The organism is Curtobacterium sp. MCPF17_001, from assembly GCF_003234615.1.
Lineage (GTDB): Bacteria > Actinomycetota > Actinomycetes > Actinomycetales > Microbacteriaceae > Curtobacterium.
In genome coordinates this window covers 27,540-42,417 of the sequence record NZ_QKSL01000021.1, presented here as the reverse complement: position 1 = coordinate 42,417, position 14,878 = coordinate 27,540, and the positions used below count along the sequence as shown (strand labels likewise).

The window sequence follows — 14,878 nt, the reverse complement described above, 5'->3', positions numbered from 1 at the left end:
TCGCACGACGTGCCGTCCGCGCGACGCCGAGGTCGCACGATGTGCCGCCTCGGGACCGCCGGCGCGGCAGTTCGTGCGACCTCGGCCCCGCCCGGCGCCGCCGGTTCCTGACCCTGCGCCGAGCATCCGGGGCTGACCCTGGCCGCACTGTCCACACGCGATGTATCGTGTCGCAGAAGACGCGACACATCGCGTCTGGACAGGGAGACGTCATGGCGCAGGAGAAGTGGCTCATCGACGAGCCGAAGGTCATCGACACCGGGATCGTCCGCGCATTGCGGATCGGTCTGGTCGGCGGACAGGTGGACGTCGTCACGCACGACGAACCCACCGCCCGCGTGGAGATCCACCAGGTCTCCGGCAAGCCCATCAAGGTCGAGATCGAGGGCGACACCCTCACCGTCGACCACCCGCAGATGCGCTGGGACGACGTCCTCGGGTTCCTCAAGTCCTTCCGTGGCGGTGGCGCCCGTGCCGACGTCAGCATCCTGGTCCCCCGGGACGTGACGGTGAACATCGGCGTGGTCTCGGCCGGCGTCCTGCTCTCCGGTACCGAGCGCGGTGCCACCCTGAACAGCGTCTCCGGGGACGTCGTCGTCGACGGCGTGATCGGTGACGTCGTCGTCAACGCCGTCTCCGGCACGACCACGCTCCGCGACCAGGTCGGCGCCGTCGCGCTCCGCACCGTGTCGGGCGACGTCGTCGCCACCGGCGAGATCCGCCGCTTCACCGCGGACGGGGTGTCCTCGGCGGTCGTCCTCGACCTGCACGGCTCCCCCGACCAGGTGAAGGTGAACACGGTGTCCGGGTCGGTCGACGTCCGTCTCGAGCACGGCACGCCGTACACGAGCACGATCAACACCGCGACCGGCCGGCTGCAGTTCGACGACGCCGAGATCCGCGGCACCCGCGGCTCGTACACGCGGACCGACGGCGAGCTCGCCGGCTCCTACGTCGACATCCGCATCAACTCGGTCTCCGGTGACGTGGCGATCGTGCACGGCCAGGCACCTGCCGCGTCGGACGCGCCGACCGCCCCCGACGGGCCGCCCGAGTCGACGACTCCGACGGCTCCGGCAGCTCCGTCCTTCGACGAGCAGGGCGGGCCCGTCGCATGAGCCCCGTCTTCGCGCACGGCCACCTGCGCCTCTACCTGCTGGTCCTGCTGGCCGACCACCCGATGCACGGGTACGAGGTCATCACCGCGCTCGGCGACCGCTTCGGCGGCACCTACGTGCCGAGCGCCGGAACCGTCTACCCACGCCTGGCGAAGCTGGAGGAGGACGGTCTGATCACCGGCACCTCCGACGGTCGCAAGACCGTCTACGCCATCACCGACGCCGGCCGCGCAGAGCTCGACGCCCGCGCGGACGAGGTCGCGCAGCTCGAGAACGGCGTCACCGACAGCGTCAAGTCCCTCGCCGACGGCGTCCGCGCATCGGTCGGCGCCGCGATGAAGTCGCTCCGTGCGGACCTGGCGGCCGCCGCGGAACCCGCTGGCTCCGGTGGCGCAGCCGGTCCTGAGCCGACCGCCGTGCCGGCAGCGGGTGTCCGGTCGCTCCGGGACGCCGAGATGGCCGTCGCCGTGTTCCGGCAGCAGCTCCGCGCCGACCTCCGTCGTCGCGCCGCACGCGGCACCCTCGACGACGCTGCCGTGCAGAAGCTGCGCGACGGCCTGGAGGCGCTGCGCAAGTCCCTCTGACCGGTGCGGGACGAGGCGGGCGCGATCCGGGCCTCCCGGTCGGCTCGCGCCCAGCGGACGCCCATCCTGTCCGTTCCTTCAGGCTCGGCCCCTGGAACCCCTCGGATCCGCGCAACGTCGCGGATCGGAGGGGTTCGCGGCGTCGCGTTCGATCAGGGCGGAATACCGTTCGGCCCTCCGGTGTTGCGTTCGCCCACCGATTGAGTAAGTTCGTCGCTCGTGACCAACGAGACCCGGTCGTTGAAAGCCCGACTGATCGGCGACCCCCTCCCCTCCGAGAAACTCGAGGGGCAGCTGCTGCCGAAGCACCTGGCGCTCCCGATCTTCGCCAGCGACCCGCTCTCCTCCGTGGCGTACGCTCCCCAGGAACTCCTGATGATCCTGCTGCTCGGCGGCATGGCGTTCCTGACGTTCGCTCCGTGGGTGGCGGCGCTCGTCGTCCTGCTGCTCGTGGTGGTCGTCGCGTCCTACCGGCAGCTCATCAAGGCCTACCCCTCCGGCGGCGGCGACTACGAGGTCGCACACCGGAACCTCGGCGAGCGCGCCGGCCTCGTCGTCGCGAGCGCGCTGCTCGTCGACTACGTGATGACCGTCGCGGTGTCGGTGGCCTCGGGTGTGGACAACATCATCTCCGCGCTGCCGATGCTCAACGAGTTCCGCGTCGAACTCGCGATCCTGTTCGTCGTGCTGCTGGCGGCCGCGAACCTCCGCGGCGTCCGGGAGTCGAGCAAGGCCTTCGCCGTCCCCACCTACCTGTTCGTGGCGAGCGTCTTCGTGATGGTCGTCACCGGGCTGATCCGGGTCGCCGCCGGGAACGCCCCCGTCGCCGAGTCCGCCGCGTACACGGTGCAGAACGTCGAGCACACCACGCAGGCCGCGTTCATCCTGCTGCTCCTCCGCGCCTTCGCGTCCGGCTGTTCGGCGCTGACAGGGGTCGAGGCGATCGCGAACGGCGTGCAGGCGTTCCGCCGCCCGAAGATCAAGAACGCCCAGCAGACCCTCGTGCTCATGGGCGGCATCGCGATCGTCCTGTTCATCGGACTCATCACGCTCGCGCTGGTCTCGCGCGTGCACTACGCCGAGAGCGCCTGCGACCTGCAGGGCTTCGCGGACTGTGCGACCACCCCGCAGCGCTCCCTGATCGCGCAGATCGCGGCCGCGACGTTCGGCAACAACTCGGTGCTGTTCTTCGTCATCCAGGCGACGACCGCGGCGGTGCTGCTGCTCGCGGCGAACACGGCGTTCAACGGCTTCCCGCTGCTCGGCTCGATCCTGGCCCGCGACTCGTACGCCCCGAAGGCCCTGTCGACCCGCGGTGACCGCCTGATCTACTCGAACGGCGTCATCGTCCTCGCGCTCGTCGCCGCCGCGCTGCTCATCGTCTACCGGGCGAACGTCACGAGCCTGATCCAGCTCTACATCATCGGCGTCTTCGTGTCGTTCACGCTCGGGCAGAGCGGCATGGTGAAGCACTGGGTGACCCTGCTCCGCGCCGACCGTGCCGGGACCGCCGACGAGCCGGTGAACCGCGGGCAGGTGCTCCGGAGCCTGACCATCAACTCGATCGGTGCGACCTTCACCTTCGTGGTGCTCGTCATCGTCACGATCACGAAGTTCACCCACGGCGCCTGGCTGGTCTTCGTGATCATGCCCGTGCTGTTCGTGCTGATGCTCGGCGTGAACCGCTACTACCGGGACGTCTCACACGAGATCGAGGCCGACGTCGAGACCGAGTTCGGCGCCACGGGCGACCACGCGATCGTGCTCGTCAACAAGCTGCAGAAGCCGGTCCTCAAGGCCCTCGACTACGCCATCGCCGCGAAGCACGCCGGACTCGAAGCGGTGCACGTCGCGATCGACGACGCCGACGCCGCCCGGCTCCGCGAACAGTGGGCCGAGCACGGCATCGAGGTCCCGCTGGTCATGGTGCCGAGTCCGTACCGCGACATCTCGATGCCGCTGATCAAGTACATCAAGGCGCACCGGCTCGAGCACGGCTCAGAGGTCGTCACCGTCTACACGCCGCTGTTCATCGTCGGCCACTGGTGGGAAGGGATGCTGCACAACCACCGCGGTCGTCGCATCCGCCGCAAGCTGCTGCTCATGCATGGCGTCACCGTCGCGCTGGTCCCGTGGCTGCTGGACTCGTCGGAGCTGCTGTACGGCAAGCGCTCCCGGCCCTTCCCCGGTCAGGACCGACGCGGCGAGCCCGTCCGGCCGCCACTGCGGCGATCCCCGCACGGCGTCTTCCGCTCGGAGGCCGAGGAGGACCGCCTGGTCCGCTCCGCCCAGCGCAACAGCCTGGAGCCGCAGCGGCTCGCGCACCAGCCGTCACCGGCCTCCCGCCGCGCCACCCGCCCGGCCGGCCCCGCCGACGGCGTCGACCCCGCGCTGTGCACCGGCGAGGTCCGGTCCCTGGTCGCCGCCGCGCCGCCGGTCCCCCGTCCGCACGATGACGATGCGTGACGGTGCCCGGTCGTACGATGTGACCCCATGACGACCGCTCCCGAGGCCCTGCGCACCTTCGCGACCTTCGACGGACACGGCGGCAAGGTCTCGAAGCGCGTCGAGGTGCTCGACCACGAGCCTCCCGTGTCGCCGGACGGCCGCTACGACGGACTCGTCGCCGTGCGCGGTGAGCACCCCCTCGGCGCCCTCGACGAGCGTGCCGCAGACGACTCCGCTGAGCTCGCCCGCGGGGTCGCGAGCATCGGCTGGGTCGACCCGGCCACGCTCCGCGACTGGTACCGACCCGACCGGGTCGTGGTGAGCCTCCTGGAAGCCCGACGGTCCGGGCTCGAGCCGGGCGTCTACGCCGACTCACGGGGACGCGGTCGCGTCCGCATCGACGGCCGGGAGGCGCACCTCGCCGCCGATGGTCGGCCCGCGTTCCGCGCACTGGCCGGTCCTGCTGACGCACTGAAGGCCGACGTGCCGCTGCCGATGGACCAGGTGGTCCGGCTCGTCGTCGTGTCGTCCGGCGTGACCGACACGTCGACCGGAGCGTCCGGGGTGGAGATCGTGACGACGCCCGTCACCCCCGTGCTGTCCCCGGGCGAGTACCCGGTGTACGCCGACGACGTCCCCGGCCTGCCGCCGCGTCCGGCGTCCGGACGGGTGCGGGTCACGGCGTCGGTCCTGCTCACCGGGTCGCTGCACCGTGTCGACCGCCTCGACGAGCCCGCGAACACGCTCTGGATCGAGCGGGACGGGCGGGTCGTCCCGGTCGCGGCGAGCGACGTCGGCGGCGATCTGGTCCGGTACACGGCGACGCCCGTCTGAGTCGTCCGGTGCCCGTTGTCCGCTCACGGCCTGCGGGGGACGTGGTGCTGCGCCGTTGGTCGGGGGTGCGGCGTACGGTCCGGGGCATGAGTGATGCAGACCAGAACCAGCCGGAGACCCTCGGCGGAGAACGCCCGGACCCCTCGACCACCGCGAGCAAGGACCCCGAGCAGTGGGTCACCGGCGACGAGCCGATGACCGGCCCGCAGCGCAGCTACCTCGACACCCTCGCCCGTGAAGCCGGCGAGGAGCTGTCGGCCGACCTCACCAAGGCCGAGGCGTCGGAGCACATCGAGCGCCTACAGGAGAAGACCGGACGCGGCGCTTCTTCCTGACAACAGTCGTTGCTGTACGGCGGTCCGCAGTTCTGCGGACCGCCGTCGTGCATCCCACGGACGGACGGCTGGCAGTCGCCGCGGGCCGCGGGGGCCGGTCGAGGCCTGGTCGTCGGGGCCGAGTGTGGTGAACCGACCAGCGGAGGTCAGCCTCCGACGCGTCGCCGCGCCGGACCAGCGTCGTCCTCGGCCAGGACCGCAAGGACCTGGCGGGCGATACGACGGCCGGCGCGGTTCGCCCCGATCGTCGACGCCTGTGGCCCGTACCCGGCGAGGAACAGCCGCGGCTCGGCGTCGGACCGACCGTCCTCGACGACGACCCCGCCCGCCTCGGTCCGGAGGTGCAGCGGCGCGAGGTGCCGCAGGTCGGCGCGGAACCCGGTCGCCCAGATCACCGCGTCGGCGTGGACGTGCTCGCCGGAGGCCGTCCGGACGCCGTCCGCGTCGAGCCTCGTGAACATCGGCTCAGCTTCGAGCAACCCCCTGGTGATCCCGCGCCGGATCCGCGGTGACACCGGCAACCCGGTCCCGCTGACGATGCTCGGCAGTGTCCGGCCGGCCCGGGCAGCGCGGCCCTGGTCCTCGACCGCCGCCACGGCCGCGCCGACCGCCAGGGCCGGGTCCTCCGACCAGACGACCGGCCGGCGCGTGAACCACCGCGCCGACCGGGCGACGCCGTCGAGCTCGAGCAGGAACCCGATCGCACTGGTCCCGCCGCCGACGACCACGACGTCCTGCCCGGCGAAGTCCGACGCGTCGCGGTAGCCCGTCGTGTCGAGCTGTCGGCCGCGGAACCGGTCGCGGCCGGGGACCCACGGCACGAACGGGGTGCCCCACGTCCCGGAGGCGTTGACGACCACCTCGGCCCGGATCACCCCCGCAACGCCCTGTTCGTCACGGGTCTCGACCACCAGGGCGGCGCCTCCGTCGTCGTGGCGGACCGCCGTGACGGCGAGCGGCCGGCGCACCCGGAGGTCGTGGTGCTCCTCGAAGCGGCGGTAGTACTCGGCGACGACCTCCCGGGCCGGCCGCGTCTGGTCCGCGTCTTCGAAGCGGAGACCCATCTCGTGCATGCCGGGCAGGTCGTGCACCCGGTGGGCGAAGCCGAGCCGCAGGGCGTCCCACCGGAACTGCCACGCGCCTCCCGTCCCCGGAGCGCGGTCCACGACCACCAGGTCGCGGCCCGCGACCAGTCCCGCACGCTGCAGGTACCAGGCGACCGAGAGTCCGGCCTGACCAGCACCGATCACGACGACGCGGACTCGTTCTGCTGCGCGGATCATCACCCTCGATTCTGCTGTGCTCGGGACGCGCCGGGCGAAGTCGGCAACGGGGTACATGGTAAAGTGGCCGACAGATTTCAAACCACGAACCGTCCGTTCTTCCCGGGTGCGCACTCGACGCCCGCCGAGACCGGACACGAGCCGACACAGAGGGGGTCACGCATGGGGCGCGGCCGTCAGAAGGCGAAGCACACCAAGGTCGCCCGGGAGCTGAAGTACTTCAGCCCGGACACCAACTACGGTGCTCTCGAACGCGAACTCTCCGTCGCACAGCAGTCGGACGAGCCCGACTACGTCGACCGGTGGGCCGACGAGTTCGGCGACGAAGGTGACCTCGAGAACCAGACGGACACGAACAAGTCCGCCTGACCTCTCGGTCGACGACGCCGCGCGCCTCCGGGCAGCGCGGCGTTCCTCGTTGTCGGCGCGCCGCCGAGGGCGGGGCGGCGCCGGGCGGGGCCGAGGTCGCACGAACTGCCGCGCCGGCGGTCCCGAGGCGGCACATCGTGCGACCTCGGCGTCGCGCGGACGGCACGTCGTGCGACCTCGAGTGCGGACGGACCTCGGCCGAACCGCGGCCGGTGCGACCGACCGCAGGGCGCCGGACAGCCGGGCAGGGTCGGACCGCAGGGCGCCGGACAGCCGGGCAGTGTCGGACCGCAGGGCGCCGGACAGCCGGGCGCCGCTCGGCGACCCGCAGGCCTCAGCTGGCGTAGGACCCGACGAGCCGCACGGCCCCGCCATCGACGCCCTTCGCACCCTGCTCGAACCCGGTCAGGTCGCGCGTGCCGATCGACACCGTGCCGACCGCCCACGCGGGCAGCCCGGCAGACCGGAGCGTCGCGGTGATCCCGTCGACCGACGCCGCCGAGACGACCGCGAACATGCCGATGCCCAGGTTCCAGGTGCCCTCGGTGTCCTCGATCGCCGTGCCGGCCAGGTCCGCGAGCACACGGAACACCGGGAGCGGCTGCCAGGTGGAACGCTCGACCTCGACCCACGAACCGACGGGCAGCACGCGCGCCAGGTTGGCCGCGATGCCGCCACCGGTGACGTGCGACAGCGAGTGCACGTCGCCCGGGTGCCCGTCGATCAGCTCGAGGAGCGGGGTCGTGTAGAGGCGGGTGGGCTCGAGCAGGGCCTCGCCGACCAGGCCGCCGAGCTCCGGCAGCGTGTCTGTGTAGCCGATGCCCCGCTGGCCCAGGATGTGCCGCACGAGTGAGTAGCCGTTGGAGTGCAGCCCCGAGGACTCGATGGCGATGACCACGTCGCCGTCCTGCACCAGGTGCGCGCCGAGCTGCGAGCCGGCTTCGACCGCGCCGACTGCGGCACCGGCGACGTCGTAGTCGTCCGGTCCGAGCAGACCCGGGTGTTCCGCGGTCTCGCCGCCGACGAGGGCGGTGCCGGTGGCCGCGCAGCCGCGGGCGATGCCGGCGACGATGTCGGCGATGCGGTTCGGGACGACCCGGCCGCAGGCGATGTAGTCCGTCATGAACAGCGGCGTCGCGCCGACCACGACGATGTCGTCGACGACCATGCCGACGAGGTCGAGCCCGATCGTGTCGTGCTTGTCGATCGCCTGCGCGATCGCGACCTTCGTGCCGACGCCGTCGGTGGAGGTGGCCAGGAGCGGCCGCTCGTAGTCCTTCAGGAACGAGACGTCGTACAGACCGGCGAAGCCGCCGACCCCGCCCAGGACGGACGCGTTGTGCGTCGCCGACACGGCGGACTTCATGAGCTCGACGGCCAGGTCACCGGCAGCGGTGTCGACGCCGGCCTCGGCGTAGGGGTTGGGCATACGTCGTCCTCCGCGGGGCATGGCAGACTTGTTCGGTACCACCCGATCCTACGGTCTGGAGCACTCCGCGCATGTGCGGCATCGTCGGCCTCGTCAATCAGGGGCCAGCAAACCAATCCATCTACGACGCACTGCTCCTGCTGCAACACCGGGGACAGGACTCCACGGGCATCGCCACGGTCGACGGTCACGTGCACCACATGCACAAGACCCGCGGTCACGTGCGCGAGGGGTTCCGCACCCGTGACATGCGTGCACTCCTCGGGACGATGGGCCTCGGCCACGTCCGGTACGCCACACGCGGAGCCGCCGCGAACGAGGAAGAGGCCCAGCCGTTCTACGTGAACGCGCCGTACGGCATCGTCCTCGTGCACAACGGCAACCTGACGAACACGCGGGAACTCACCCGCGAGCTGTTCGACATCGACCGTCGGCACCTCAACACGACCTCGGACACCGAACTGCTCGTGAACGTGCTGGCGCACGAGCTGCAGGGCCAGGTCCGTGGCACCCACCTGGACCCCGGGCAGGTGTTCGACGCGGTCGAGCGCGTGCACGAGCGGGTCGAGGGGTCGTACGCCACGATCGCGACGATCGCGGGTCACGGCCTGCTGGCGTTCCGCGACCCGTACGGCATCCGGCCGCTCATCCTCGGCCACAGGTTCGACGACGCCGGCAAGAGCGAGTGGGTCGTCGCGTCCGAGTCCCTGGTGCTGGAGTCCGGCGGCTACGACATCGTCCGCGACGTCGCCCCAGGCGAGGCCGTCTTCATCGAGATGGACGGCACGATGCACGCCCGGCAGTGTGCGAAGGACCCGCGCCTGGTCCCGTGCTCGTTCGAGTACGTCTACCTGGCCCGTCCGGACTCCGTGATGAACGGCATCTCCGTCTACGACGCCCGTCTGCGCCTGGGCAACCGCCTGGCGGACACGATCGAGCAGTACGCCCCGACCGGTGACATCGACGTCGTGATGCCGATCCCGGACTCCAGTCGGCCCGCAGCGATGCAGGTCGCGCAGAAGCTCGGCATCGAGTACCGCGAGGGCTTCTACAAGAACCGCTACGTCGGCCGGACGTTCATCATGCCGGGGCAGGCGGAGCGCAAGCGATCGGTCCGCCAGAAGCTCAACGCGATGTCGTCCGAGTTCAAGGGCAAGAACATCCTGATCGTCGACGACTCCATCGTGCGCGGCACGACGAGCCGCGAGATCGTCGAGATGGCGCGGGCCGCCGGCGCGAACGAGGTCACCTTCACGAGCGCCGCGCCGCCTGTCCGGTTCCCGCACGTGTACGGCATCAACATGCCGACCCGCGCCGAGCTGATCGCCCACGACCGGAAGATCCCCGAGATCAACCGCGTCCTGGGCAGCGATCACCTGATCTACCAGGAGATCGGCGACATGCGCGACGCGATCATCGAGGGCTCCGACGTCACGGACCTCGAGATGAGCTGCTTCACCGGCGAGTACGTGACCGGCTCGGTGTCGCCGGAGTACCTCGCCTGGGTCGAGGCGAACCAGCTCAGCTGACGCCGCTGCGGACGTCCGCACGGAACGGACTGGAGGCCCGTCACCACCTGGTGACGGGCCTCCAGTCCGTTCTCGGGTCGCGTCTGCGACCGCAGCCTCAGCGCTCCGGCTGTGCCTGGTCGTCGGGGGCCGGATCGGTCGCGGTCGGGACGTCCGGGGCGTCGTGCTCCTCGAGCTCGCCGTCGACGGGCTCGGGTGCCGGGTCGACCGCCACGCGCTCGGCCGTCAGCCGGGCTGCACGGCGGGACGAGACCTGGTCGAGCACGACGGCGATGACGGCGCCGACGAGCATGCCGATCGAGATGCCGTACAGGCTGAAGTAGCCGACGAGCCCCGCGAAGCCGGTGGTCTCCTGCTGGTTCCCCCGGTCGATGCTCATCGTGAGCGCGACGACGACCACCGTCACCAAGAAGCCGAGGACGGCCCCGCCGAGGATGAAGACGCTGAAGCGGGGGGCGCGCCGGATGGTGACCTGGTCCGGGCTGGTCACCGCGTTGGGCGCCGGCACCGGGCGCTCATCGGGTCGATCGGTGTTGCTCACGTCCCCATTGTCCCCCACCTTGGGAGGAGCCACGCCCGGCAGTTCGTCCGCTGGACGCGAGATGATGGTCCACTACCGAGCAGTATCGAGGACGGAGGTGCGCGATGATCGACGGGACCGCGTCGAGCGACCGCCGTCCGACGACCGTCCCCGCCCGCCTGTCCTGGCCCGTGATGACCCGGCACGAAGAGGACCGGGCCGTCGCCGTCGTCGGGGAACACCGCTGGAGCGTCGCCCTGGTCGGGACCGCCGGGCTCGGCAAGACCACCGTCGCGGCCCGGGTCACCGACCGGGTCGCCGCGCAGGAGCGTGACGCGGACCCGCTCGTCGTGCCCATCACCGCGGTCGCCTCCGGGTCGTCGATGCCCTTCGGCGCGGTGTCCGACCGTTTCGGGGACGTCCTGGGCGACGACCTGACCGAACCCGTCCCCGCCGAGGCGCGCCTTCGTGACGCGGCCGAGGCGGAGGGCCGGGACCTGCTCCTGCGGGTCGACGACGCCGACCTGCTCGACACGCTCTCGGCCCGCTACGTCGCCTGGCTCGTCCGTGACCAGCACGCGCGGCTCGTCCTGACCTGCCGGGACTTCACCGCACTCGCCGAACCCCTGCGTGCGCTCTGGCAGGACGACCTGCTCGAGCGCATCGACCTGGAACCGCTCGACCTGGCCGAGACCGCGTCCCTCGTCGAGTCCGCCCTCGGGGCTCCGCTCGAACCGGCATCGGTGGAGCAGGTGCACCGCGCGACGCAGGGCAACCCGCTGTACCTGCGCGAGGTCGTCCGGGCCGGTCTGTCCTCCGGCGCGCTGGAGCACACCGCCCTCAGCTGGTACTGGCGCGGCCGGGTGACGGCATCGGTGAGCCTCGCCGACATGTACAGCACCGAGCTCGGGGCACTGCCGGGAGACCTGCGTGACGTCGTGGAGATCGTCGCCCTGGCCGAACCGATCCCGCTGTCCCGGCTGATCGCCCTGGCGGACGGGCGCGACCTCGACCGCACGGTGGGGCTCGGCTTCGTCCGGATCGACTCGACCGACACCGGCAGTCCGGTCGCACGGTCCTCGCACCCGCTGGTCGGTGAGGTCGTCCGCGCCCTGGTGCCCGTGGCCCGACGCACCGCCCTGTTCGCCCGGGCGAACGCGTTCCGCACCGACCGTCCCGAGGGAGCGCCGCCGGCAGCCCGGCTCCGCTCGACCCTCTGGGCGCTGGAGTGTGGCATCGTGCCGCCGGTGGACCAACTGCTCGACGCCGCCCGGGTCGCCGGTGGCCTGCAGGAGCACGAGAGCGCCATCGCCCTGACGACCGCGGCCCTCAGCGCGGGCCCCGACGCCGGCCTCACCCCGACCGACCGGGTGCGGACCCACTGCCTGCGGTCCCTGGCCCACGGGTACAGCAGCGGGCGCGAGGCCGGCCGGCTCGACGCCGAAGCGGCCTGGGGTCTGGTGACCTCCGGGGTGGCGGTCGACGACGTCGCCGTGGTCGAGGCGTGCGAGACCCTCGCGAACCTCCGGCAGTTCCACGACGACGACACCGCCGCGGCCGTGGCGCTGACCGAGGTCGCGATGCAGTTCGTGGACCCGGAGACCGTCGAACAACTGCGCGTCCTGCGCCTGTCGCACCTGGGCTGGGGAGGCGACTTCGCCGAGGTCCGCGAGGAGATCGAGCGCACCGGCGTCCTGCACGCGCCCACGATCCCGCGGTCCTTCCTGCCGATCGCGGCGTGCGCCGTGGCCGCCCTGGGCACCGGCGGGCGACTCGACGACGCCCTGCGGCTGGCGCAGGCGAGTCTCGCCACGGCCGCGGTGCACCTCGAGGACTCGCCGTGGAGCGTCGGCGAGATCGTCTCGGTCATGCACCAGGTGCAGGTCTGGCGCGGCGACATCGCCGAGATGGTGACCCAGGTGCCGGTCAGCCGGTCGGACCCGTTCCTCAAGTACGACTTCACCCTGGAGCTGTTCGGCATCGGCAACCAGGCCCTCGGACAGCGCCGGTGGTCCGACGCGGTCACCGCGTTCACGGCCGCCTGCGAGCGGTACGCGGTCGACGACCCGGGCGGGTTCGCCGCCTACGCCTGGTCGCGCCTGGCGATGTCGCAGGCGTACGCGGGCATGACCGACGCCGCCGCCGAGTCCGTCGAGCGGGCGCGGACCACTCCCCTGCGGGCCATGCGGATCCTCGGCGCCCAGATCGAGATGACGATCGCCTGGTCCGAGGCGCTGCTCGGCAACCCGGCCGGGCTGTACCGCGCGGACGAGCTCATCGCCCGTGGCACCGCGTCGGGCGCCTGGACGCACGTGCTCTACGGCCAGGCCCTGCACTACGTGATGGACATCGCGGCCGGTCGGGACACCACGGCGTCGCTCGACCGCCTGCAGGACGCCGCGGGCCGCGTCGACGGACCCCTCGCGAACGCGATCACCCAGTACGCCGACGCGCTGCGCTCGGGCGACCGCGGGTGGATCGCCAGCGCCCAGGCGGACCTCGCCGCGTGCGGGATGGCGGTGACGGCCGGTCGACGGACGCAGCCGCTGACGAAGCGCGAGTACGAGGTCGCCCAGCTCGCGGCGCAGGGGTTCTCGAACCGACGGATCGCGGAGCACCTCGGACTGTCGGTGCGGACGATCGACGCCCACATGTCGCGGGTGTTCTCGAAGTGGGACCTGCGTGCGCGGTCCGAGCTCGCCGAGATGGTCTGAGCCGACGGCTGTCCGCCGCGGGACGTGCGCGTGTGTGCGAGACGCCCCCGTGTTCGCGAGACACCCCGGTGTGCGTGAGACGCCTCCTGATCCTGCGGCGTCTCGCGCGGTCGGCGGCGTTTCGCCCGGTCGGCGGCGTACCGGGGCGACAGGCGCCGACGCGGTCGCCGCCACCGTCACCGTCACCGTCACCGTCACCGTCACCGTCCGGAGGATTCCGCCCGCGTCCGGGCGCGACGGATCGACCGCAAGAAGTTGCGGGTTGCAGCACGACTCGCCGTCCTCGTTGACACAGTGCGCCTGGTTTCGCGTAGCGTTGCGTACGTCGCCGGGTTCGGACCCGTTCGGGTCGGGTCCGAATCCCGGCGGCTTCAGCAAGGCTAGAGAAGCAGGTACACGGTCCACATCGGTAGGACCTACCTAATTCCCGCCGGTACCGGCCAGACGCGGCCCGTGTCTCCGCCTTCCGGCTGATGTGCTCGCGTCCCGCTGCCCGCCAGGCTCGACGGGTGCCGTTCACCATCAGCCACGCGGTCGTCGCGCTGCCGTTCCGCCGCTCCGCCCTGCCCGTCGCGGCGGTCGCGGTCGGCTCGATGGCCCCCGACGCCGTGCTCTTCGTGCCCGCGCTGCCGCCGTACGGCTTCACGCACTCGTGGCTCGGTGTCGTCACGATCGACCTCGTGGTGTCGCTGGTCGTGCTCGCCGCGTGGTGGTACCTCGTCCGGCCCGCGTGGACCCCGGTCCTGCCGTCCCGGTACCGCGCGCAGCTACCCGGCTGGGACCGGCCCGAGCGGGTCCCGCCGTCGCGGGTCCCGCTCGTCGTGGTCGCCTGCGTGCTCGGGAGCGTGACGCACATCGTCTGGGACGCCCTCTCGCACCCGCACGGCTGGGTCGTCCTGCACGTGTCGGCGCTCCGGTCGGAGGTCGGCGGCCACCCGGTGTACTCCCTCGTCCAGGACGCCTCGAGTGCGGGCGGCCTGCTCCTGCTCCTCGTCCTGCTCCTGCGGTGGGCGCGCCACGCGCGGACCGCGACCGACGTGGCGGGCGCGGGGCGGGCCTCCAGGCCGGTCAGCGCACCGGTCGCACCGGACCACACCGGACGGGAGGCCCGCATCACCCCCGTCGTCGCCCTCGCCGCCGTCCTGCTGGTCGCGCTGGTCACCGCGGGGTCGGGCCTCGGCCGCGGCGGTGGCGTCGGGACGGTCGTCGTCCGCGAGGCGTTCGTCCTGCCGCCGACGGTCGCGGTGACGCTGGCCGCCGGGGCGCTCGTGCTGCTGCTGGTCCGGAGGGCGCGGGCAGCGGAACCGTCAGGGCAGGCGGACCGGCAGGAACGCGGCGAGGTCCGCCCGTGACCCGGAGGCACTGACGCGGCGCGCGCTGTCCGGGTCGTCCCAGCGCAGCCGACCGGTGGCGAGCGCGAGCCAGGTCGTCGGGTCGGTCTCGACGACGTTCGGCGGGGTGCCACGGGTGTGTCGGGGGCCGGGCACGGCCTGCACGGCGGCGAACGGCGGGACCCGGACCTCGACGCTGTTGCCGGGCACGTCCTCGGCCAGGCGCTGCAGGGTCCAGCGGACGGCGGTCGCGACCGAGGTGCGGTCCGTCGCACCGGCGGTCACGGCGTCCAGGGCAGCCCGGCCGACGGCGTCTTCGATCGTCCTCGGCGGCATCTCCACAGGCTAGCCGGTGCACTGCGGGCGGCGAGTCGGGCTCGGTAG

The 14,878-nt window shown here is 72.1% G+C and carries 13 protein-coding genes; 9 read left to right on the top strand and 4 right to left on the bottom strand.

Annotated elements, in window-relative coordinates; all coding sequences use genetic code 11:
• Positions 1 to 212 precede the first annotated feature (212 nt).
• The 5 genes from DEJ24_RS15340 to DEJ24_RS15320 all read left to right on the top strand — a co-directional run bounded on the left by DEJ24_RS15340 (position 213) and on the right by DEJ24_RS15320 (position 5,319).
• A complete protein-coding gene (locus DEJ24_RS15340) occupies positions 213 to 1,118 on the top strand; it encodes a DUF4097 family beta strand repeat-containing protein (protein WP_111079354.1) in 906 nt (301 codons plus the stop codon).
• Positions 1,115 to 1,702 carry a PadR family transcriptional regulator gene (locus DEJ24_RS15335; RefSeq protein WP_111079353.1) on the top strand — a complete coding sequence of 196 codons (588 nt, stop codon included), beginning with the start codon at positions 1,115 to 1,117 and terminating at the stop codon, positions 1,700 to 1,702. The genes DEJ24_RS15340 and DEJ24_RS15335 overlap by 4 nt, the downstream gene beginning before the upstream one ends.
• 219 nt (positions 1,703 to 1,921) lie before the next feature.
• Positions 1,922 to 4,168, top strand: a complete 2,247-nt coding sequence (locus DEJ24_RS15330) for an APC family permease (protein ID WP_258374846.1) — start codon at positions 1,922 to 1,924, stop codon at positions 4,166 to 4,168.
• Between the two features lie 27 nt (positions 4,169 to 4,195).
• Positions 4,196 to 4,984: a hypothetical protein gene (locus DEJ24_RS15325; RefSeq protein ID WP_111079352.1), complete on the top strand. Its 789-nt coding sequence runs from the start codon at positions 4,196 to 4,198 to the stop codon at positions 4,982 to 4,984.
• An 86-nt stretch (positions 4,985 to 5,070) separates the two neighbouring features.
• Complete coding sequence (locus DEJ24_RS15320) at positions 5,071 to 5,319, top strand: DUF3072 domain-containing protein (protein ID WP_111074916.1); 249 nt, start codon at positions 5,071 to 5,073, stop codon at positions 5,317 to 5,319.
• Positions 5,320 to 5,465: 146 nt separating this feature from the next.
• Here the strand turns inward: DEJ24_RS15320 and DEJ24_RS15315 are convergent, their stop codons facing one another.
• Entirely contained in the window at positions 5,466 to 6,602 is a 1,137-nt protein-coding gene (locus tag DEJ24_RS15315) for an NAD(P)-binding domain-containing protein (RefSeq protein ID WP_111079351.1), read from the bottom strand.
• Positions 6,603 to 6,764: 162 nt separating this feature from the next.
• Here DEJ24_RS15315 and DEJ24_RS15310 point away from each other — a divergent pair, with 162 nt between their 5' ends.
• A complete protein-coding gene (locus tag DEJ24_RS15310) occupies positions 6,765 to 6,971 on the top strand; it encodes a DUF3073 domain-containing protein (RefSeq protein WP_110904067.1) in 207 nt (68 codons plus the stop codon).
• Between the two features lie 334 nt (positions 6,972 to 7,305).
• On the opposite strand, the gene purM is transcribed toward DEJ24_RS15310, so the two are convergent.
• Entirely contained in the window at positions 7,306 to 8,400 is a 1,095-nt protein-coding gene (gene purM, locus DEJ24_RS15305) for a phosphoribosylformylglycinamidine cyclo-ligase (protein WP_111079350.1), read from the bottom strand.
• Positions 8,401 to 8,471: 71 nt separating this feature from the next.
• On the opposite strand from purM, the gene purF reads away from it, so the two are divergent.
• Complete coding sequence (gene purF, locus DEJ24_RS15300) at positions 8,472 to 9,929, top strand: amidophosphoribosyltransferase (RefSeq protein ID WP_110904065.1); 1,458 nt, start codon at positions 8,472 to 8,474, stop codon at positions 9,927 to 9,929.
• A gap of 97 nt (positions 9,930 to 10,026) precedes the next feature.
• On the opposite strand, the gene DEJ24_RS15295 is transcribed toward purF, so the two are convergent.
• On the bottom strand, positions 10,027 to 10,470 hold the full coding sequence (locus tag DEJ24_RS15295) for a hypothetical protein (protein ID WP_146245996.1): 444 nt from the start codon (positions 10,468 to 10,470) through the stop codon (positions 10,027 to 10,029).
• A 104-nt stretch (positions 10,471 to 10,574) separates the two neighbouring features.
• Here DEJ24_RS15295 and DEJ24_RS15290 point away from each other — a divergent pair, with 104 nt between their 5' ends.
• Together DEJ24_RS15290 and DEJ24_RS15285 are read left to right on the top strand one after the other, a co-directional pair.
• The gene (locus tag DEJ24_RS15290; protein ID WP_111079348.1) at positions 10,575 to 13,163 is read left to right on the top strand and encodes a LuxR C-terminal-related transcriptional regulator; all 2,589 of its coding nucleotides are present in this window, start codon (positions 10,575 to 10,577) and stop codon (positions 13,161 to 13,163) included.
• A gap of 509 nt (positions 13,164 to 13,672) precedes the next feature.
• Positions 13,673 to 14,515 (top strand): DUF4184 family protein, encoded by an 843-nt coding sequence (locus DEJ24_RS15285; RefSeq protein ID WP_181432923.1) that lies wholly within the window; start codon positions 13,673 to 13,675, stop codon positions 14,513 to 14,515.
• Here DEJ24_RS15285 and DEJ24_RS15280 read toward each other — a convergent pair.
• Complete coding sequence (locus tag DEJ24_RS15280; protein ID WP_111079359.1) at positions 14,471 to 14,830, bottom strand: sterol carrier family protein; 360 nt, start codon at positions 14,828 to 14,830, stop codon at positions 14,471 to 14,473. The genes DEJ24_RS15285 and DEJ24_RS15280 overlap by 45 nt on opposite strands.
• Between the last annotated feature and the right edge of the window lie 48 nt (positions 14,831 to 14,878).